Annotated in this window: 18 protein-coding genes and 1 pseudogene; 9 read left to right on the top strand and 10 right to left on the bottom strand. The window is 74.6% G+C overall.

The window, feature by feature from the left end; all coding sequences use genetic code 11:
* Positions 1–161 precede the first annotated feature (161 nt).
* Positions 162–1280, top strand: a complete 1119-nt coding sequence (locus tag ABZ459_RS34165; RefSeq protein ID WP_357979236.1) for an MFS transporter — start codon at positions 162–164, stop codon at positions 1278–1280.
* 52 nt (positions 1281–1332) lie between these two features.
* On the opposite strand, the gene ABZ459_RS34160 is transcribed toward ABZ459_RS34165, so the two are convergent.
* Both ABZ459_RS34160 and ABZ459_RS34155 read right to left on the bottom strand, forming a co-directional pair.
* Positions 1333–3033, bottom strand: coding sequence for a C39 family peptidase (locus ABZ459_RS34160; protein ID WP_357979234.1), 1701 nt, complete (start codon positions 3031–3033; stop codon positions 1333–1335).
* Between the two features lie 140 nt (positions 3034–3173).
* On the bottom strand, positions 3174–3878 hold the full coding sequence (locus tag ABZ459_RS34155) for a polymer-forming cytoskeletal protein (RefSeq protein WP_357979232.1): 705 nt from the start codon (positions 3876–3878) through the stop codon (positions 3174–3176).
* Between the two features lie 79 nt (positions 3879–3957).
* Here ABZ459_RS34155 and ABZ459_RS34150 point away from each other — a divergent pair, with 79 nt between their 5' ends.
* On the top strand, positions 3958–4917 hold the full coding sequence (locus ABZ459_RS34150) for an alpha/beta hydrolase (RefSeq protein WP_357979230.1): 960 nt from the start codon (positions 3958–3960) through the stop codon (positions 4915–4917).
* Between the two features lie 70 nt (positions 4918–4987).
* A complete protein-coding gene (locus ABZ459_RS34145; protein ID WP_357979228.1) occupies positions 4988–5815 on the top strand; it encodes a helix-turn-helix domain-containing protein in 828 nt (275 codons plus the stop codon).
* Between the two features lie 98 nt (positions 5816–5913).
* On the opposite strand, the gene ABZ459_RS34140 is transcribed toward ABZ459_RS34145, so the two are convergent.
* The 3 genes from ABZ459_RS34140 to ABZ459_RS34130 all read right to left on the bottom strand — a co-directional run bounded on the left by ABZ459_RS34140 (position 5914) and on the right by ABZ459_RS34130 (position 8774).
* Positions 5914–6654, bottom strand: a complete 741-nt coding sequence (locus tag ABZ459_RS34140) for a GNAT family N-acetyltransferase (protein WP_357979226.1) — start codon at positions 6652–6654, stop codon at positions 5914–5916.
* 171 nt (positions 6655–6825) lie between these two features.
* Positions 6826–8013, bottom strand: coding sequence for an MFS transporter (locus ABZ459_RS34135; RefSeq protein ID WP_357979224.1), 1188 nt, complete (start codon positions 8011–8013; stop codon positions 6826–6828).
* A gap of 68 nt (positions 8014–8081) precedes the next feature.
* Positions 8082–8774: a TetR/AcrR family transcriptional regulator gene (locus tag ABZ459_RS34130; protein WP_357979222.1), complete on the bottom strand. Its 693-nt coding sequence runs from the start codon at positions 8772–8774 to the stop codon at positions 8082–8084.
* 53 nt (positions 8775–8827) lie between these two features.
* On the opposite strand from ABZ459_RS34130, the gene ABZ459_RS34125 reads away from it, so the two are divergent.
* A complete protein-coding gene (locus ABZ459_RS34125; protein ID WP_357979220.1) occupies positions 8828–9952 on the top strand; it encodes an NAD(P)/FAD-dependent oxidoreductase in 1125 nt (374 codons plus the stop codon).
* Between the two features lie 7 nt (positions 9953–9959).
* On the opposite strand, the gene ABZ459_RS34120 is transcribed toward ABZ459_RS34125, so the two are convergent.
* From ABZ459_RS34120 to ABZ459_RS34100, 5 genes are all read right to left on the bottom strand, one after another.
* A complete protein-coding gene (locus ABZ459_RS34120) occupies positions 9960–11012 on the bottom strand; it encodes a P1 family peptidase (RefSeq protein WP_357979218.1) in 1053 nt (350 codons plus the stop codon).
* 191 nt (positions 11013–11203) lie between these two features.
* Entirely contained in the window at positions 11204–11953 is a 750-nt protein-coding gene (locus ABZ459_RS34115) for an SDR family oxidoreductase (protein ID WP_357979216.1), read from the bottom strand.
* An 81-nt stretch (positions 11954–12034) separates the two neighbouring features.
* On the bottom strand, positions 12035–12421 hold the full coding sequence (locus tag ABZ459_RS34110; protein WP_357979214.1) for a MerR family transcriptional regulator: 387 nt from the start codon (positions 12419–12421) through the stop codon (positions 12035–12037).
* A complete protein-coding gene (locus ABZ459_RS34105) occupies positions 12418–13890 on the bottom strand; it encodes a DHA2 family efflux MFS transporter permease subunit (RefSeq protein ID WP_357979212.1) in 1473 nt (490 codons plus the stop codon). Before ABZ459_RS34105 ends, ABZ459_RS34110 begins: the two co-directional genes overlap by 4 nt.
* Entirely contained in the window at positions 13887–14471 is a 585-nt protein-coding gene (locus tag ABZ459_RS34100) for an NAD(P)H-dependent oxidoreductase (protein ID WP_357979210.1), read from the bottom strand. Before ABZ459_RS34100 ends, ABZ459_RS34105 begins: the two co-directional genes overlap by 4 nt.
* 222 nt (positions 14472–14693) lie before the next feature.
* On the opposite strand from ABZ459_RS34100, the gene ABZ459_RS34095 reads away from it, so the two are divergent.
* The 5 genes and pseudogenes from ABZ459_RS34095 (at position 14694) to mltG (ending at position 19143) form a co-directional block, all read left to right on the top strand.
* Complete coding sequence (locus ABZ459_RS34095; protein WP_357979208.1) at positions 14694–15296, top strand: hypothetical protein; 603 nt, start codon at positions 14694–14696, stop codon at positions 15294–15296.
* Positions 15232–15471 carry a hypothetical protein gene (locus ABZ459_RS34090; protein WP_357979206.1) on the top strand — a complete coding sequence of 80 codons (240 nt, stop codon included), beginning with the start codon at positions 15232–15234 and terminating at the stop codon, positions 15469–15471. Before ABZ459_RS34095 ends, ABZ459_RS34090 begins: the two co-directional genes overlap by 65 nt.
* A gap of 146 nt (positions 15472–15617) precedes the next feature.
* Positions 15618–17963: pseudogene (locus ABZ459_RS34085) on the top strand (PQQ-binding-like beta-propeller repeat protein); the annotation flags it as partial.
* Positions 17891–18211 carry a sigma-70 family RNA polymerase sigma factor gene (locus tag ABZ459_RS34080; RefSeq protein WP_357979294.1) on the top strand — a complete coding sequence of 107 codons (321 nt, stop codon included), beginning with the start codon at positions 17891–17893 and terminating at the stop codon, positions 18209–18211. The pseudogene ABZ459_RS34085 and the gene ABZ459_RS34080, both read left to right, overlap by 73 nt.
* Positions 18208–19143, top strand: coding sequence for an endolytic transglycosylase MltG (mltG, locus tag ABZ459_RS34075; RefSeq protein ID WP_357979204.1), 936 nt, complete (start codon positions 18208–18210; stop codon positions 19141–19143). The genes ABZ459_RS34080 and mltG overlap by 4 nt, the downstream gene beginning before the upstream one ends.
* Positions 19144–19187 lie beyond the last annotated feature (44 nt).

Here is a 19187-nt window from a genome sequence, read left to right as displayed (position 1 = left end):
GTGCTAACGTCACCTGCCATGGAGGAACTGTCCGGCACCGGGACGGCCGGTGCGGCCCCACCCGGTCGTCCCGGCACGCGCTGACTCGGATCCCTGATCTCGTCTGACGCGTGCTGCGCCCGCTCCGCGCGTGATGCGCAGCCCGGAAGGGTGGCCTTCGCGTGCCGTTGTTCTTCCTGGCCTACGTGGCCTATGTCTCCATCGCCCTGCCCGACAACGTGGGCGGCATCACCTGGCCGTCGGTACGGCTCGACCTCGGACAGCCGGTCGAGGCGCTGGGCCTCGTCGTGCCGTTCGGCGTCGCGGGGTACGTCGCGTCCAGTTCCGCCACCGCGTTCCTGCTGGCCCGGACGGGGGTCGGGGGGCTGCTGGCCCTGAGCGCCGCGCTGTCGGGGGCGGCGCTGGCCGCGTACGGGGCCGCGCGGGCGTTCTGGGTCGTGCTGCTCGCGGTGTTCCTCGGCGGCCTGGCCTCCGGCGCGATCGACACCGCGCTCAACGCCTACGCCGTACGGCATTTCGGCGCCCGCCGGATCAGCTGGATGCACGCCGGCTTCTGCCTCGGCGCCGCCGCCGGGCCCGGCGCGGCCACCTGGCTGCTGGCCGACGGCCGGTCGTGGCGGTGGGTCTATGCCGGGCTCGCGGCCTTGCAGGTGGCGCTCGCGGTCACGTTCGCGGTGAGCGCGAAACGGTGGATCCCGCCCGCGACGCCCGCCCGGACCCACCGGACACGGCCGAGGCCCGGCGCACGGGCGTTGTGGCCGAGCCTGGCGGCGTTCACGCTGCAGTCCGGCGTCGAGGCCGGGACGGCGATCTGGGCCTACGTCCACCTCACGGCCGGGCGCGGCATGCCGGACGGGCCGGCCGGGCTGACCGTCTCGGCGTTCTGGGGAGCGATGTTCGCCGGGCGGATCGTCGTCGGGCATGGCACGCGACGGGGTGGCACGCGGCGCTTCCTCTCGCTCGGCGCGTGGGGGATGTTCGTCGGCGCGCTGCTCCTCGCCGTTCCCGGGCCCGGCTGGCTGGCTTCGGCGGGCGTGGTCCTGATCGGCCTCGCGGCGGCGCCGATGTTCCCGCTGCTCACGCTGACGACGTCCGAACGCGTGGGCGAGGCGGCGACCGAGCGCGTGATCGGGCTGCAGATGGCGACGTCCGCGGCGGCGGGGGCGGTGCTGCCCGGCGCGGGCGCGGGCGCGCTGGTCGGGGTGTTCGGCGTCGGCGTCATCGGCGTGTTCCTCGTCGTCCTGGCGGGTGGGATGTGCCTGCTGCGCGGGCGGCTGTGAGCGCGCCGGGGCCGGGGCGGCGTCCTCGGCCCCGGCGCGCGGGGCGCCCGGGTCAGTTGCCCCAGACCTGGACGGGGCGCAGGTAGGCGGTGTCGTACACCTGGTCGGCGCCGCCGGGCCCGCCGTTGGTGTGCGGCCCGTACGGGTCGTTGACGACCCACCTGCCGTCATCGGTGTAACCCTTGATCAGGACGATGTGCCCGGCGGAGGTCATCTGGCCGGACACGGCGACGAGGTTGCCGATGTCGATCTGGTTCCGGACGAAGTCCGGGTTCCAGCCGCTCTGCTTGGTCCAGCCGGTGTGCCGGTTCATGTATCCGAACATGTCCGCCCAGACCGCGCCGTACTGCGGGTCGTAGATCGCGCCGTGCGCCCCCTTCCACGAGCCGTTGCCGGAGTAGTCGGGCGCGGTCCAGGAGAACGTCGAGCCGTTGTAGTCGTACTGGTCGGTTATGTAGAGGCCGTAGGGCGAGTAGTGGCGTCCGCCGTAGTTCACCCACAGGCCCCGTTCGCCGAGCTGGTAGCCGGCCAACGTCATGACGGCGGTGGTCGGGCCGCACGAGCCGCGCCCGTCGAACTCGTCCCGTGTGTCGTAGATCTGGTTGATGTGCACGGCGCGGTTCGTCCGGCCGCCGGCCAGCGAGCGGGACACGCCGTCCAGGCTCGCCGCCGCGAGGGGCTGCGCCACGCCGCGGGCCACCGCGTCCGCCCCGACGGTGCGCTCCCCGAGCCGGGCCGAGGCCAGCCGCACCTGGTCGCCGTCGAACCCGTCGATCCCGAACTCCGACGTCACCCCGCTGACCACGCGTACGGGCGCGCCGCCCGACACCCGGGCCACGAAGGTGCCCGACTCCTCGCGCGTACGGGCGGCCGTCGCCGCCGGGTCGGCCGCGGCCTTCGACTGGGACGCGCACGGCTGGGCGGCGTAGGCGAGGCGGTCGCCGTCCCCGCTCCACACCGCCTCGCGGTAGGCCGTACCGGAGCTCGCGCCGTACGTGGCCACGGTCCGGCCGTCGAGGTCGGCGAGCCCGAGTTCGGAGCGTCCCGAGCACAGGTACGGCCCGGACCGCCGGATGAAGCTGACGAGCTGACGATCGCCGTTCACCAGGCGGAAGTCGGCGTAGACCTGGCCGTGGGCGGGGTCGCTCGCGATGAGCGGAGTCACCGAGCCGTCGGCGAGCGCGACGCGCAGCAGGCTCGCCGCGTACCGCCGGTCGCCGCGGGCGTCGGGGTAGGCGGCCACGAACGCCGCGCTCGCGTCACCCGACAGGCCCACCACCTCGACGCGGGCGCCCGGGATCGCGGCGATCCGGCGTCCGGGCGCCTCGGCGGAGCCCGCGTACAGGTCGGCGCCGGCCCGCCCGGCGACCGTGTAGGCGAGCCGGGTGCCGTCCGGGGAGAAGGCGGCGGAGAAGACCTTGCCCCGGACGAGGGTGCGGGTGCGCCCGGTACGGGTGTCGTAGGTCATCAGGCGGCTGCCGCGGGAGCCGTCGTGGTCGGGGATGACGGCGACGTGGCCGGGGCCGGCGGCGGTCACGACGCCGTCCGACTTCTCCGGTTGCGCGAGGTGGACGCGGGCCTGGCCGCCGATCAGCACGTCGAACCCGTCACCGGTCCGTAAGGTGCTGACGTTCTGGTCGGTGGCGGCGGCGTGCGCGGTGGCCGCGCCGGTCAGCGCCGTCACCGCGGTCAGCGCGGTGACGGCGGCCGCCGCCAGGAGTGATTTCCGGCATTTCCTGAGCTGGAGTGACATGACCGTCCTTCGGTAGATCGCGGATTCGCTCCCAAAGCGTGAACCGCGGCCCCCGTCGAAGGCACGTCGTCAAAATGTCTGACTGTGATCAGTGGTCGTGGGTGGTTTGGGGGACATGGCCGGTGTGGCGGAAACACCTGTCATGCGCGATCGGCGTCCGGGGCCCATCCTGCGATCGTGAGGGGCAGGCCGGACAGCAGGCGGTCGCGCAGGACGTCGCCGCGGACGCCGATCTCGGGCAGGTCGTCGGGGCCGGGGGCGCCGCTGACCAGCAGTTCGGGCACGAGGAGGTGACTGAGCGGGACCTCGGGCGACGGGTCGGCCAGGGCGCCGACGGCGGCGCCGGACAGGTCGAGGTAGGCCGGCGCGAGGGCCCTGCCGTGCAGGGTGCCCGCGACCAGGTCGGGGCAGAACTCGTTCCAGAAGATCGAGACGGTGGTGCGCAGGTCGCCATGGATCATCACCAGCTTGTCGGTCATGTCGCCGACGAACGTCTCGGCCGTCACGTGGCCGCGTACGACCAGCTTGGCGTCACCGGCCAGGTAGACGTTCCGCGCCCGCAGGTCGCCCAGGACGATCAGCGCGGCGGAGCCGTCGTCCACGTCGGTGACGTTGCCGTCGACGACCAGGTCGCCGTCCACGATGTAGCCGGTCGCGGCGTCGGGGGCACCCTCCCGCCACGGCGTGCGCTCGTGCTCGTCGAGGGGGAGTTCGCCGGTCACCGTGGCGGGACCGGGCACGAGGATGTACTCCTCCTGGTACAGGTTCCCGTACGTCTCCTTCGGCAGGCCGCGCCGCTCGAACAGGTCAACCGCGTCGTCCCAGGCGAGATAAGTCGATCTCATGCGCGCGACCCTAGCAACGAAGCCGGATGGTATCCGCCGGGCGCGGTCCCGGCTCGGAGCAGGGGAGAGGAGACCGTCCATGAAGATGTTCCAGAACCTCGACCCCGAGCTCGCCGCCGCGCTCGCCCACCTCGACCTGCCCGAGACCGGCGCCCGCGGTTACAGCCTCGACGAGCTGGCGCGGGTGCGGGCGCGCATGGCCGCGGCGCGGCGGGCCGCCCTCGTGCCCGACCCGGCGGTCACGATCGAGGACGTGTGGGTGCCGGGCCCGCCGGGCGAACCTGAGCTGCGGTTACGGGTGCACCGCCCGGCCGGGGAGCCGGACGGGCCGCTGCCCTGCGTCTACTGGATCCACGGCGGCGGCATGACGTTGGGCCAGCCGGAGCAGGACGACCGCGTGGCCGCCCGGTTCGTCCGGGAGCTGCGGTGCGTGGTCGTCTCGCCGGACTACCGCCTCGCCCCGGAACACCCCGACCCCGCCCCCGTCGAGGACTGCTACGCCGGGCTGACGTGGGTCGCCGCCGCCGGGCCCGGCGTCGATCCCGCCAGGATCGCGGTCGGCGGCGCGAGCGCGGGCGCGTGCCTGGCGGCCGGGGTGACCCTGCTGTCCAGGGACAGGCGCGGCCCCTCCCCGGTGTTCCAGGCGCTGAGCTCGCCCATGCTGGACGACCGGGCCGGCACCCCGTCCATGACCCAGTACGAGGACGTCCTCGTGATCGACCGGGCCTACATCGTCGAGTCGTGGACGGCCCTGCTCGGCGACCGCCGTGCCACCGGCTCCGTCGGCGGCCACGCCGCCCCCGCCCGCGCGCGGGACCTGTCCGGCCTGCCACCGGCCCTGGTGGACGTCGGCGAGCTGGAGGTCTTCCGCGACGAGGCCATCCTGTACGCCATGCGCCTGGCCCAGGCCGGCGTGCCCACCGAGCTCCAGGTCTACCCCGGCGTCTTCCACGGCTCGGAGAAGCTGGTCCCGGACGCCGAGATCACCCGGCGGGCCGTCGCGAACCGCGTCTCGGCACTGCGCCGGGCCTTCCGGTGACCGTCCACCGCCTCGCGCGCGGGGCTCGTACGATGTCGGGGTGCGGTCAGTTGCGCTGGTTCGCGGTCATATGCCCGGATGGGAGATCACCGTCCCGTCGCGGCCCGGCGGCCTGCCCGGGGTCGTCATGGCGGGGTTCAGCGACCGGGCCAACGAGTTCCGCGACCTCGCCCTGGTCCCGCACCCCTCGGTCACCCTGCTCTTCGACCTCGGCGACGAGCCGTTCGTCATCGAGGACGACCGCGGCTCGCGCCGGCTCGGACGTGTCGTCGCCGGCCTCGCGCCCCGGCAGGTGCGGGGGAGCGGGCTGACCCGCCGGATGGAGTGCCTGCAGATCCGGTTGTCGCCGATGGCGGCGCACGCCGTTCTGGGCGCGTCCGCGGAGCTGAGCGGCACGGTGGTCACGCTCGACGACCTCTGGGGGCGCGAGGCCGAACGCGTCCAGGAGCGGCTGCGGGCCGCCGGGTCGTGGGAGGACCGGTTCGCGATCGCGCGGGACGCGCTGGCCAGGCGGGCCGACGAGGGCAGAGCCCCCGATCCGGAGGTCGCCTTCTCGTGGCGGCGGATGGCGGCCAGCGGCGGGCGGGTGCCCGTCGAGCGGCTCGCCGCCGAGGCCGGCTGGAGCCGCAAGCGCCTGTGGGCCCGGTTCCGTGCCCAGGTCGGCCTCACGCCCAAGCGGGTCGCCCGGCTCATCCGCTTCGACCACGCGGCCCACCGTCTCGCCGCCGGTGAGCGGGCCGCCCTGGTGGCGGCCGAGAGCGGTTACACCGACCAGTCGCACCTGCACAGGGACGTCATGACCTTCGCGGGGGTGACGCCGGCCGCGGTCGCGCTCTCGCCGTTCCTCGCGGTGGACGACGTCGCCTGGCCGTCCGGGCCTCCTCGCGACCTCGCCTAGCGGCTCACGCCCGGCCGCCGCCGACCAGGCGCAGCGCCCTGCCCAGGCACAGGCACAGGGCCGCCGTCATCGCGGTGCGGGCCGCTCGTGATCTTCCCCTACGGCAGGCGCGGGTGAGGTGGCGGCTCCTCGTGGGCGGCTCTGGTGATCTCGTGCACGGCGACCGGCCGCCCGTGGCCGGGCACCACCGTCTCGAACGCGAATCGCAGGCCGAGCTTGTCCATCACCCGGCGGGACCGCTGGTTGTCCACGTGACGGATGCTGACGATCCGGTCGAGACCGCACTCGGCGAACCCGAACCGCAGCAAGCTTCCGGCCGCCTCGGTGGCGTAGCCGTTGCCCCAGTGCGCTCGTCCGAGCCGCCAGCCGATCTCCACGGCGGGCAGGATCTCGGGGAGGAACGCGGGCACCGCCAGGGCGACCCAGCCGGCCGTCAGCCCGGTCTCGCGCACGACGACGGAGAGCGGGCCGTGGCCGCGTTCCCGCCATTCCCGGCGGGCGCGCGCGATCCACGCCGCCGTGCGGTCCTGGTCCTGCGGCAGGACGGAACCGTCGCCGATGTACCGCATGACCTCGGGATCGGCGTTCATGGCGGTGTAGGAAGCGAGGTCGTCGTCGTCCGGTAGACGCAGGAGCAGCCGGTCGGTCGTCATGGGGATCATCCGGCGATGATGCCAGAGCCGGGCGGCGCGAACGGTCCCGGCGCGGCCCGGCGACGCAGGGCCCGCCACGTCGCGAACGCCGCCGTACGCGCCCAGGACTGCGAGCCCGACCCGCCCGGGCAGCGGGAAGTACCCCGCCGAGGGCGCGTAATGGGCGGCCACCTGCGGATACTCCACCCGCGTCTACGGCGTCGGGCAGCAACGGGAACACCGTCAGGCCGTACGGCAGCGCGACGAGGATCGCCACCCGGCGCAACCACACGCCCAGCCCGATGACGGCGAGGACCGCGACGGCCGGGGCGGCCGGGGCGGCCGGGGCGGCGGTCTTTCGGGAGGACGGCGAAGGCTTCAGGGTGTGCGGGAGCGGTGAAGGGCGAGGGCGACGAGCGGGCCGGCGGCGAGCAGGAGCGCTAGGGCCGCGTAACCGTAGGTGAGCGAGGCCAAGGTGGCGACACCCGCCACGAGCAGCGGGCCGCCGGCGTCGCCCAGCTCCCGGCCGAGTTCGGCGGCGCCCATGGTCTGGCCCATACGTTCGGCCGGGGTGCGGGCGGCGAGGGCGGCGAACCCGAGCGGGGTGATGAGCCCCGTCCCGGCCCCGATCAGCACGGCGGCCGACAGGATGCCGGCCGGGCCGGGCAGCATGGCGCAGGCCAGCCCCGCCGCGGTGACCAGCAGCCCGCCCAGCAGGCCGGTACGGGCCGACAGACGCTCTTCGTCGAGTGCCCGCCCGGCCCTGGGCTGGACCACCGCCGCGCACGCCGCCAGGACGGACACCGCCGCGCCGGTCGCGACCGTGCCGAGCTCGGCGGCCCGGCCGGACACGGGCAGGAAGCCCACGCCGACCGACAGCGCGGCGGTGGCTCCGGCCAGGGCGGCGGTCGGCGCGAGGAAGGCCGGATCGGCCAGGCGCCGTGCCAGGTCCAGCACCGTCTGGCGGACCTTGGGCAGCGGCGGCACCGCGGGCACGGACAGCGCGGCCCATACGGCGACCCCCGCGCCCAGCACGGTCAGGACCGCGAACAGCAGCCGCAGGCCGCCGGCCCACACCAGCACGCCGCCCAGCAGCGGGCCCAGGGTGTAGCCGATCGACTTCCAGAAGCCGTAGCCGCCGAAGGCCCGGCCGAGCTTGGCGGCCGGATTGAGCCTGGCCACCAGCGCCGAGGCCGACGGAGAGAACGCCGAGGCCGCCGCTCCCTGGCCCAGGCGGGCGGCCCACAACCAGCCGGGGCTGTCGGCGACGACGTACAGGCCGGAGGCGACCGCGAACCCCACCAGCCCGCCCACCAGCACCGGACGGGCGCCGACGCGGTCGGCGAGGCTGCCGAAGAGCGGCTTGAGCAGCACCTCGGCGCCGTCGTACAGGGCCAGCAGCGCGCCCAGGACGAGCAGCGAGGTGACCGCGTCCGCGGAGAACCCGCCGAGGTTGGCGGCGATGCCGTGCGCGCCGAACGCGGTGGTGAACCCGGCCGCGTACAGCGGCCACATCCGCCGGCGCGCCGCCGCGGGCGACGCCGCGGCGGGCACGGAAGGCGGCACAGGGGGCGGCGTGGCAGGCGGCATTGAAGGAGGCCCTGAAGGAGGCACGGTAGGAGGCACGGGGGGCGTCACGCCGGTGGCCGGTCGAGTCTGGCGGCCACGGCGTCGAGGACCCACTCCAGGCCGGTCGTGAAGGACTCCTCGGCGTCCACCTCCGTGCCGTCGTGCACGAACTTGGCCAGCGTGGGGTAGCGGCCCGTGGCCAGCATCCTGCTCACGTGCGGGCCGTAGGCACGCTGCCAGTCGAGCTCGGACAGGCCCGTGGCGCGCTCGGCCCGCAGGTGGGCGACCTCGCGCCTGATCGCGCCGGTCATGTACGCGCCGACGGTCCGCACGGCGTGCATGACGGTGTCGAGGTCGGCGTGGCCGTCGAGGGCGGCCAGCGTGCGTTCGGTCACGGCGAGGGCGTTCGGGCCCAGGCTCGGACGGCCGCCGAGCAGGTCGGCCAGCCATTCGTGGCGGAGGGCGGCCTGCCTGGTGCGGACCGCGTGGCCGCGCAGCGCCTCCCGCCAGTCGCCGGGCTGCCCGTCGGGGAGGATCTCGGCGTGGACCTCGTCCATCATGAGGTCGAACAGCTCCTCCTTGGTGGAGATGAATCCGTACAGCCGCATCGGGCCGACGTCGAGCCGGGCGGCGACCTTGCGCAACGACACCGCCTCCAGCCCGCCCTCGTCGGCCAGCGCGACGGCCGCGTCGACGATCCGCTGCCGGTCGAGCGGCGCCGGGCGGGTCGGCGGCTCCGGACGGTCCCACACAGTCATGGATACATCGTACTGTTGCGATACAGCGTCTCGGCAAAATACAGTGTATCGACATGAGACATCGTATCGCCGTAGTGGGAGGCGGCCCCGCGGGCCTCACCTTCGCCCGCGTCCTGCACCGCCACGGCCACCCCGTAACCGTCTTCGAACGCGATGCCGCGCCCGACGCCCGTCCGCCGGGAGGCACGATCGACCTGCACGAAGGGATGGGCCAGCGCGCGCTGGACAAGGCGGGGCTGCTGGCGGAGTTCCGGGCGCTGTCCCGTCCCGAGGGGCAGGCCATGCGCATCCTGGCCCCGGACGGGACCGTGCTCCGCGACTGGCGGCCCGGTCCGGACGACCAGGCCAATCCGGAGATCGACCGCGGGCAGCTGCGTGACCTGCTGCTCGGCCCCTTGGACGTCCGTTGGGGGCACGGCGTGACGGAGGTGGCGCCCCGCACCCGGGACGGCGTGGCGGTCCGTTTCGCCGACGGACGGCAGGAGACGTTCGACCTCGTGGTCGGCGCGGACGGGGCCTGGTCCCGGGTCCGCCCGGCGGTCTCCGCCGCGACGCCGCACTACACCGGCGTCACCGCGGTCGAGACCTCGCTCGACGACGTCGACACCCGCCACCCGGACCTCGCCCGGCTGATCGGCGACGGTTCCATGGCCGTCTACGGCGTGAACCGCGCCATCGTCGCCCAGCGCAACAGCGGCGGCCACGTCAAGGTGTACGCCCAGTTCCGCGCGCCGCTGGACCGGCGCGTGGGCCCGGACGCGGGCACGGACGGCGTCGAGGCCGTGCGGTCCCGCCTGCTTGCGCTGTTCGAGGGCTGGGCCGACCCCGTGCTCGACCTCCTGCGCCACGGCACCGCGTTCGCCGACCGCCCCCTCTACGTCCTGCCCGTCTCCCACACCTGGGCCCACGTCCCCGGAGTGACGCTCCTGGGGGATGCCGCCCACCTCATGCCGCCCCTGGGAGTGGGCGCGAACCTGGCGATGCTGGAGGGCGCCGAACTCGCCGAGGCCCTCGCCGCCGCCCCCGGCGATCCGGACGAGGCCGTCCGCGCCTTCGAGGAGCGGATGTGGGAACGGGCCGGGAAGTGGGCGAAGATGACGGCGGACGGCCTGGAACGTCTCGTCGGCCCGGATCCCGCCACGGCCCTCGCCGTCTTCGACGAGGTCCAGCCGTCCTGACCGGTGACTAGCCGACCGGCTCTCCCAAGCCGGTCCGCGGAAGCCGGTCGTACGGAACGGCGTGCCGGGTCCGGCCGCGGACGCCGGTGGTGGTCGTCGCGGTGAACAGGGAGTTGAGCAGCGCCTCCTCCACCGCGTCCATGACCCCGGCGAACAGCGGGTTCAGGCCGGCGTCGGGCAGGCGCGGGAGCTCCGGCGGCGCGGTGGTGAAGGCGATGGCGTAGTCGCCGCTCCCGTTGGAGTACGACGCCCCGACGCGGCCCATCGCGAAGATCGCCCGGCGGGCCAGCCGGGCGAGCTGACGCGCGTCGAGCGGCGCGTCGGTGGCCACCACGATCATGCAGGAGTTGCCGATCGGCTCCTCGTTCGCCGCCCCCGGGACGAGCTCTTCGACCGGCATCGGGACGCCCCCCACGGTCAGCACGCCGCCGAAGTTCGCCTGGACGAGCGCCCCGACCGTCACCGCGGCCCCCTCGGCCACCGGCTGCCGGGACGAGGTGCCGATGCCCGCCTTGAAGCCCAGCGCCGTCGTCCCGGTGCCCGCTCCCACGCATCCTTCGGCGGGCAGCCCGCCGGACGCACCCTCCAGCGCGTCGAGCACGTGCCGTTCGGTGATCGGGCGGCGCCGGATGTCGGACAGGAAGCCGTCGTTGGTCTCGCCCACGACCGGGTTGAAGGAGATCCCCTCCGGGCTGCGCTCCATCAGGTACGTGAGCAGCGCGTCCGCCGCCCGGAACGCTGACAGCGTGGCGGTCAGGACGACGGGCGACTCCAGCACGCCGAGTTCGTCGATCTGGGTGGAGCCGACCAGTTTGCCGTATCCGTTGCCGGCGTACACGGCCGCGGGCAGCGCCCGCCGCCCGGCGATGAGCTGGCGGGGCACGATGGCGGTGACCCCGGTGTGCAGGTCGGCGCCGTCGTCGAGGGTGGTGTGGCCGACCAGGACGCCTTCGACGTCGGTGATCGCGTTCAACGGCCCGGTCGGCAGGGCGCCGACGACGACGCCCAGTTCGCGCGCCCGCGCGCGTCCCCTCGTGGCTGCGGTGAGGTGATTGTCCATAATGTTCCCATTGTCGGGGCTCCACTCCACCGACGCGTGCCCCGAGGCCCGGCGGGTGCGGGACTTCCGTCGTCTGATCGCACTGGGCTGGTTCCTTCAGCTCGGTCCCGGTGGCCCGGCGACGCCGCACAACCCGCCGGGTGCCCTGGCGGTCCAGGCCGCGCGGGTCCTGTGGTTGCTCCGTCAGGCCGTCAGAGCAGGGTGCCGCCCGAGGCGTCCAGCCAGTGGCCGGTGACCCAGCGGCTGTCGTCGCCGGCCAGGAAGGCCACCGCGTCGGCCACGTCCGCGGGGGTGCCCACGCGGCCCATGGGGGACAGCGACGACAACCAGGTCAGCGCCTCCCCGACGAGTCTGCCCTGGTGCATGTCGGTGTCGATGACGCCGGGCGCCACAGTGTTGACGGTGATCCCGCGCGGCCCGAGCTGCTTGGCCAGCGTCGAGGTGAGCACGTCGAGCGCGCCCTTGGACATGGCGTAGCTGATCGCCGTCGGCATCGCCGAGCCGCGGGTCAGCATCGTGGAGACGTTGACGATCCGGCCGCCGTCACGCAGCCGGGGAAGTGCGAGCTGGGTGACGAAGAACGGGGCGGTGGCGTTGACCGCGAAGAGCCGTTCGAACTGCCGCCTGGTGACGTGCTCGATGCCGGGCTCGTCGTTCAGGATGCCGGCGTTGTTGACCAGGATGTCCAGCCCGTCGGCGTGTGCGTCGAAGGCGGCCCACAGGCGTTCGGCGTCACCGGGCGTGCCCAGCTCGGCCCGCAGGGCGAACGCCTGCCCGCCCGCCGCCTCGACCGCGGCGACCGTCTCCGCGGCGGCCTGGTCGTTGCCGCCGTAGTGGACGGCGACGCGCGCGCCGTCACCGGCCAGGCGCCGGGCGATGGCCCGGCCGATCCCTCTGCTCGCGCCGGTGACGAGCGCGGTCTTGCCATGGAGGTTGCTCATGATGTGTTCCTGTCGATCGGGATGAGTCACCCGAAGGCCGCAGGCAGGCGGCAGGCGTGCCGCTCGATGCCCGCAGGGCGATCAAGGGGTCTGGAGGAAGCCCAGGGTGGCCAGCTCGTTCACGGTCGTCTGCAGCTGGTCGATGCGGGCGCGGCCGATCCGGACGAGCTCCTCGCCCGCGGCGACCCACTGGCCGAGGTCGGGGGACAGGGGCGGGATGCCGGAGAGGATGTCGGCGCTCTCCTTGAGGGTGATGCCGACCCGCTGCGCGGCGAGGGCGAGCTTGATCCGGCAGACCGCGTCGACGGTGAAGCGGCGGGCGTTGCCGCTGTTGCGGTGGCCGGTGATCACGCCGTAGCGCTCGTAGAAGCGGACGGCGTTGGGCGTCACCCCGGCGGCCCTGGCCACCTGCCCGACCGTGAGCGAGGCCTGGATCGCCTCGGAGCCGGGACGGTCGGTGACGGTCATGGCGCGCCCACCGTCCTCTCAGCCGACTCCCGCCGGCCCGCGATCGCCGAAGGCGGGGCCGGAGAGCGCAATCGTACGACGAGGGCCAGCGACATCACGACAAGGGCCGCCGCCTGGGTCAGCCGCAGGGCGTCGGTGATGACGAGAGCCTGCGCGGCCCTGTCCGCCGCGCCCATCGTGGCCAGGGCCGCGAGCGAAGCGCCGCCGGTCAGCGCGCCGGTCAGCGCCGTGAACAGCGCGCCGACCGCCACGGTGCCCATGCCGTTGGCGACCGTGCTCACCAGCGACAACAGCGCGGAACCCGAGGCCAGGTCGGGGCCGTGGAGGTTCCGGCTGGAACCGGACATCGTCGGCATCATGATCGCGCCGGTGCCCGCTCCCTGGAGGAACGCGAACAGGCCGAGCACCGGGTAGGGGGTGTCCGGCGCGAGGATGATCACCTGTACCACGCCGGAGGCGATCACGAGTCCGAGCCCGGTGCCGACGACCCGCCGGGGGCCGAGCCGTTCCAGCAGCCGGGCGGCGACCTGCAGGCTGAGGCCCATGCCTACCGCGCCGGGGATCATCAGCGCGGCCGTGACCGAGGCGCTGTCGAGACGCAACGTCTGAACGTAGGTGGGCATCAGCAGAGCCGAGCCGAAGTAGGGGGCGGCGTACAGGGCGAGCACCGCGGCGCCCCGGCCGAACGTCGGATCGCCGAGCAGCCGGATCCGCAGCAGCGGTTCCGGACGTCTCAGGGCCCGCGCGCAGAAGGCCACGACCAGCACCGCGCCGGTGGCCACCGCGGCGATCCGCGTCCAGACCGGGCTGTCCTGGGCACTGATGCCGTACGCCACCGCGACGATGCCGGGCACCAGCGACATCGCCCCCACCAGGTCCAGCCGGACCCGCCGGCCGCGCGCGGGGTCGGCCGGCAACCAGGCCGGCGCGACCGCGGCGGTCAGCAGCGCCAGCGGCACGGTGACGTAGAACAGCGCGCGCCAGGAGCCGGCGCCCAGGAGCGCCGCGCCGAGCAGCGGGCCCAGGATCGGCCCGATCAACATCGGCAGCCCGGCGACCGCCGTCATCCGGCTGCGGCGTTCGGGCGCGACCGCGCCGAACCCGATCGCCATCCCCAGCGGCGCCATCAGGCCCCCGCTGAGGCCCTGCGCCGCGCGAGCGGCGATCAGCCCGTCCAGGCCGCCGGCCGCGCCGGCGGCGGCGGAGGCGACCGCGAAACCGACCAGCGCCGCCAGGTACACCCGCCGGGCGCCCCAGCGCGCGGCCATCCCGGCGGCGAGCGGCATCGTCGCCACCATCCCGAGCGTGTACGCGGTGATGACCCATTGCACGGAGCTCAGCGACGCGCCGAACGTCGCCATCAGCGCGGGCAGCGCCACCACGACGATCGTGGCGTCCAGCACCGCCAGCAACCCGCCGGCCATCAGGACGACCGCGGCGCGCAGCTCCGGCCCGGTCAGTCTGCTCACCGTCGACCGGCCAGGTCCGTGACGCGGACGGTACGCAGTGCCCGCGCCCACGTGCGCAGCTCGCCCATCGTCGTGTGCAGCGCCTGCGTCGTGCCCGGCGGGGGAACGAAGCGGCCGTCGGCGTCCAGGTGCTCCCACGCCATCGGGATCAGCACCGACTCGCGGACCGTGGCGGCCCGCAGTTCGGGGAAGACCATGCGCAACTGCGCCACGGCCCTGATGCCGCCGGAGGCGCCGTACCCGACGAACGCGACCGGCTTGTACGCCCACTCGGTGAAGTGCCAGTCGATCGCGTTCTTCACCGCGGCGGGAAAACTGTGGTTGTACTCCGGGACGAGGAACACGAACCCGTCGGCGGAGGCGAGCGCGTCGCCGATCGGGGACGCGACTCCTCCGCCGGGCTGCAGCTCGTGCATCGGCAGCGAGACCGCGGCCAGGTCGATCATGTCGAGGTCGAGCCAGTCGATCGCGGTGAGCTCGCGCTCCAGCCAGGCGGCGAGCGGATCGGCCATTCTGGGCCTGCGCACACTTCCGATCACCACGGCGATCCGGAGGCGGCTGTCGGCGTTGTCTTCCGTCATGGCAGAGACGCTAGGAGTTCGCCTATGGGCGAACTCAAGTCGCCGGATCCAGGGCCGCGCCCCCTCCCGGACCGAATTCGTCAACACGGCGGTTACGCAGCGTCCCATCAGCTATACATCAGCTACCGCAGGCCGCCGACGAAGGGCATCCGCATGGCCAGAGCGCGCCGGAGAAGGCGTGCCGCCCCCGTCCCTCCGGCGGAGGCCGGAGGATGGAAGGCCGTGCGGACATGGCTGGCCGGCATCGCCGGCGCGGTGATCGTCGCGGCCGCCGGGGTGGTGTTCACCGCCTGGTTCAACGCGCGCGGCTCCGACACCGTCGGCAGCATCAGCGGCGAGCCCCCGATCAAGGTCGGCCACGTGGCCGTCGAGTACGCCGCCCAGGACACCACGCTGAGGGAGGCGGTGACCGCCCCCGCGGAGCGGGCGCTCCTGCTGGGCGCCGCGTCCGGCACCCGGCGCGACGAGGTCATGGCGCGGCACGACTGGGCCCCGCTGGAGAGCGCCGACGTCACCGTCGTGCTCGTCGGCAACCGCAGCAGCCTGCGGATCGTGGACATCCAGCCGCGCGTCCTCGACCGCAGGCCCGTCTCCGACGGCGCGCTGTTCGTCCACCCCGGCCGGGGAGTCGCCCGCCATCCAGCTGACCGCCGACCTCGACCGGCCCGCGCCGCGCTTCACCACGCCCGACGACCCGGACACCTCGTACTTCAGGAAGAAGCAGATCGACCTCAAGCAGGACGAACGGGTCACGCTCTCCATGTCGGTCACGGGCACGGCCGCCTACTACGCCTTCGAGCTCGTCGTCACCGTGCTCGCGGGTGACCGGACCGAGCAACTGACGATCCAGGGGCCGGACAGCACGCCGTTCCGGGTGACCGGCGCCTCGGGCACCTACCGCGCCTACTACACGCCCTCCCCGCTCGGCGGCTGGCGCCCGATCTCCAGGGGCGACGCGTGCGCGATCGAACAGAAGCTCGCCAGGGCCGGGAGGTGCTGACCACGCGCGGCTGCCGGTCGGGCGCGGTCGTGCTGGTGGTCGTCCTGGCCACCTGTTCGGCCGCGGCCGGCGTCGGGGGGCTCGCCCGCGTGCCCGTGGAATGGCGGGCGTCGTGGTCGGTGCCCGTCGAGGCCGGGAGCGGTGTCATGGGCGAGGAGGCCCGCAGTCACGCCGTGTCCGACCGGGCGGTGGCCGTGGCGACCCGGCAGGGCGCCGTACGGATCCTCGACCCGCGCACGGGCCGGCTCCGGCACACCGTCCTCGCCGGGCCGGACCGGTCGTCGTCCGTCACCGGCGTCTGGATCGCGGGCGGCACGCTCGTCGTCGCCAGGGGCGGACCGGACGACGCCGGGCAGACCCTGTACGGCCACGACCTGGCCACGGGCGCGCCGCTGTGGCGGCGCCCGGTCACCGTCGCCCCGCGCCGGCCCACGCTGGGCGACACCGGCTCCTACCACGGCCCGCGGATCATGGCGGCCGGGCGCGGCGTCGTGGTGGTCGAGCAACCCGACGAACCCGTCCGCATCCTGGCGCTCGACGCGCGGACCGGCACGACCACGGCCCGGTCGGCCTATCCGGGACGCTGCCGGCTGACCGGGGCGGCGACGGCCGGATCGGTGCGGCTGCTCAGCTACTGCCAGGGCGAGGTGCGGCTGTCCTCGACGGATCCGCGCACCCTGCGGCCGGGCTGGACGCGCCCACTGACGAGGACGTCCGCCACGGAGGGCGCGGGCCCGCCGATCGGGCTCACGGCCAACGCCGAAGGGTACGCGCAGGCCAGGGTGGGCAAGGACGACTTCTTCCTCGGCCCCGACGGCCGCCTGCTGTCCACCGTCTCGCAGGCCGTCGAGGTCACCGATCCGGACCGATGGCTTCCGCCCCTGTACGCCGGGCCCGCCACCGTCCGGCCGGGCCTGCGCCCCTGGCCGCTGCCCGCCTACCTGGTCGCGGTGGACCCCGGCACCGGACGGCTCCGCGGCCTGCCTATCGACCTGCCCGCCCACCTGGCCTCCCTCGCGGGGGCGAGCCGGGACCTGGCCTTCGTCCTCGGCGACGTCCCCGGCGGCGGGCGGCTGACGGCATACCGGCTGGTCCATGGGCCGCCCCGCCCGAAGACCGCCTGGCCGAACGCCTGCGGCCTGCTGACCGCCCGCGACCTGGCGGCCTTCGCGGACGGCTACGCCCCGGCCCCGGCGGCGGACGGCACGGCCAGGTGCGACTGGATCCCGCCGGCCGACGACGGCGCCGTCGTCTCGGTGTCGGTGGAATGGGTGTCGCCGTCGGAGGAAGGGGCGCGCAGGCTGTACGCCGCCGAGGCCGCCGCCGTCAGGGCGGCCGAGGCCGTCGACCCCACCACCGAGGCCCCAGGCTTCCTGACCTCCACGGTGGAGGCGACGAACGGCTTCTACGGCGCGACCCTCGTCAACGTGGGTCCGGTCGTCGTCCGGCTGACCTCGTCGTCCCGGCAGGCGGTGCGGCTGCTCTCGCCGCTGCTGCGCGACCGGCTGCCGGCCCGGTACCGGCCGGGCGTGCGCGCTCCCGTCCCGGCCCGGGAGCGCGGGTGGAGCTTCCCGGCCGACGCGGCGGTGCGCACCGAACCGGTGGTCGCCGGCGGCGTCGTCCACGCGTCCACCGCCGACGGCACGCTGACCGCGCTGGACGCCGCCACCGGCGCGGTGCGCTGGCGCCACCGGACGGACGGCCTGCTGGAGGACGACCACGTGGTGGCGGACGGCGTCGTGTACGCGGCCCTCACCGACAGGGTGGTGGCACTCGACGCGGCGACCGGCCACCCGGCCTGGACGCGCAGGATCGGCGCGTCCGGGAGCATCGCCGTCGCCGCGGGCCGCCTCTACCTGTGGAGCAGGCACCCCGCCTGGTCCACGAAGGCCCGGCTCGTGGCGCTCGACGCCCGTTCCGGCAGGCGGCTGTGGACCTTCGAACCGCCCGGCGACGTGCTGACCCCCGAGTTCACGGCGGCCGGGGACGTCGTCCTCGCCGGCAGCGACCACGGCATGCTGTACGCCCTGGACCCCGCCACCGGCACCGTGCGGCACCGCCTGCGGCTCGGCTCCGGGCACGACCGCGTCTTCGTGCGGCGGTCCGGCGCGACCGTCTATGCGGCGAGCGACGGCGGCCGGGTGAACGCCCTGGACGCCGTCTCTGGTGAGGTCCGATGGAGGTCGCGGATCTCCGGGACGGTCGCCGCCCGCCCGCTGGTGGCCGGCGGCACGGTCTACCTGGGCGACGACCAGGGCGCCACGCACGCCCTGGACGCCGCCACCGGCGAGCACCTGTGGAGCTTCCGGGCCGCGGGTGACCAGCCCATGTACCGGTGGAGCGCCGCGGTCGCGCACGGCGTGGTCTACACCGCCGGCCGCGACCGCACGCTGTACGCGCTCGACAGGGGACGGGTGCGCTGGCGCCGTCCGCTGCCCGGCGGCCTCGGCACCGGCCCGGTGGCGGCGGAGGGAACCGTCCACGTCTCCGACCGCGAGGGCACGGCGACGGGCACGCCGACGCGGCCGACCTGCGCCTGACTATGCGGGCGGCGCTGTCCCGGCTGACGCCCCGGCAGCGGACCATGCTCGTCCTGCGCTACTTCGAGGACAAGTCGGAGACCGAGATCGCGGACCTGCTGGGCGTGCGCGTGGGCTCGGTCCGCAGCCAGATCTACCGATCGCTGGAGCGGCTGAAGAAGACCGCCCCCGAGCTGAGCGCCGTGAGGGAGTTCCGTTGAACATCGAGAACCTGCTGCGTGAGACCCTCGCCGACATGGCGGACGAGCAGCCGCCACCGCCTCCCGCCCGGTTCCTGCCGCAACATCCCGCCCGGTTCCTCCGGCAACGTCCTGCCCGCCGGAGGGGCGCCGCGCTGGCGGCGGCGGCCGCCGTGGTCGTCCTGGCCGCCGGGGGCACGGTCGCCGTCCGGACGCTCGCGCCCGAGGCGGGCCGCCCGGCACCGTCCGCGGCCGCGCGGCCCGGTCCGGGACGGGCTCAGGTGGAGGTCGTCAACGACGGCGAGCGGGTCTCCGGCCTGTTCGACGAGCTCGCCCGCGTGACCGGCAGGCCCGCGGAGTCGTTCGCGAAGGCCGCCGGGGACGGCCGGACGCTGCGCCTGCCTCCGTACGCGAAGGGCGGGCTGGAGGGCTTCGCCTTCCCCGGCACGTACCGGTTCGCCGGCTCCGCCGCCCCGGCCGAGATCCTGGGCGGGATGGTGGCCCGCTTCCGCGAGACGGCGGACGAACTCGGCCTGGCCCCCCGGCCCGACGCCCTGGACGTCGTCATCGTGGCCAGCCTCGTCCAGGCCGAGTCGCCCACGGAGGCCGACATGCCGAAGGTGGCCCGCGTCCTGCGCAACCGGCTGGCCCGCGGCATGATGCTGCAGGTCGACAGCTCCGTCCGCTACGCGCTCGGCAGGCGCCGCGGGCCCGTCACGGTCGAGGACGTGAAGGTGCGTTCGCCGTACAACACCTACCGTCACAAGGGCCTGCCTCCGGGGCCCGTGGCCAACCCCGGCGAGGCCGCGCTCAGGGCCGCCCTCGACCCGGCCGCGGGCTCCTGGCTGTATTTCGTGCTCACCGATCCGAAGCGCGGCACTTTGAGCTTCGCCACGACCGGCAAGGAGTACGCCGAACTGACCGAACGCGCCCAAAAGCCCAGCCGCGGATGACCGGCCGGGGTCAGCCCGAGCAGTCGCCGACAGGAGTGACCGAG

The sequence above is a fragment of the Nonomuraea sp. NPDC005692 genome (assembly GCF_040631115.1).
In the GTDB taxonomy this organism is placed as follows: domain Bacteria; phylum Actinomycetota; class Actinomycetes; order Streptosporangiales; family Streptosporangiaceae; genus Nonomuraea.
Note: the sequence above shows the minus strand (reverse complement) of the source record. Positions and strands in the feature narration are given on the sequence as shown.

What these genes read in the sequence shown, in the direction of transcription:
- ABZ459_RS34160 (WP_357979234.1), bottom strand. Translation starts at nt 3,033, where the DNA reads ATGTCACTCCAGCTCAGGAAATGCCGGAAATCACTCCTGGCGGCGGCC.
- ABZ459_RS34155 (WP_357979232.1), bottom strand. Translation starts at nt 3,878, where the DNA reads ATGAGATCGACTTATCTCGCCTGGGACGACGCGGTTGACCTGTTCGAG.
- ABZ459_RS34150 (WP_357979230.1), top strand. Translation starts at nt 3,958, where the DNA reads ATGAAGATGTTCCAGAACCTCGACCCCGAGCTCGCCGCCGCGCTCGCC.
- ABZ459_RS34145 (WP_357979228.1), top strand. Translation starts at nt 4,988, where the DNA reads ATGCCCGGATGGGAGATCACCGTCCCGTCGCGGCCCGGCGGCCTGCCC.
- ABZ459_RS34130 (WP_357979222.1), bottom strand. Translation starts at nt 8,774, where the DNA reads ATGACTGTGTGGGACCGTCCGGAGCCGCCGACCCGCCCGGCGCCGCTC.
- ABZ459_RS34125 (WP_357979220.1), top strand. Translation starts at nt 8,828, where the DNA reads ATGAGACATCGTATCGCCGTAGTGGGAGGCGGCCCCGCGGGCCTCACC.
- ABZ459_RS34120 (WP_357979218.1), bottom strand. Translation starts at nt 11,012, where the DNA reads ATGGACAATCACCTCACCGCAGCCACGAGGGGACGCGCGCGGGCGCGC.
- ABZ459_RS34115 (WP_357979216.1), bottom strand. Translation starts at nt 11,953, where the DNA reads ATGAGCAACCTCCATGGCAAGACCGCGCTCGTCACCGGCGCGAGCAGA.
- ABZ459_RS34110 (WP_357979214.1), bottom strand. Translation starts at nt 12,421, where the DNA reads ATGACCGTCACCGACCGTCCCGGCTCCGAGGCGATCCAGGCCTCGCTC.
- ABZ459_RS34100 (WP_357979210.1), bottom strand. Translation starts at nt 14,471, where the DNA reads ATGACGGAAGACAACGCCGACAGCCGCCTCCGGATCGCCGTGGTGATC.
- ABZ459_RS34090 (WP_357979206.1), top strand. Translation starts at nt 15,232, where the DNA reads ATGTCGGTCACGGGCACGGCCGCCTACTACGCCTTCGAGCTCGTCGTC.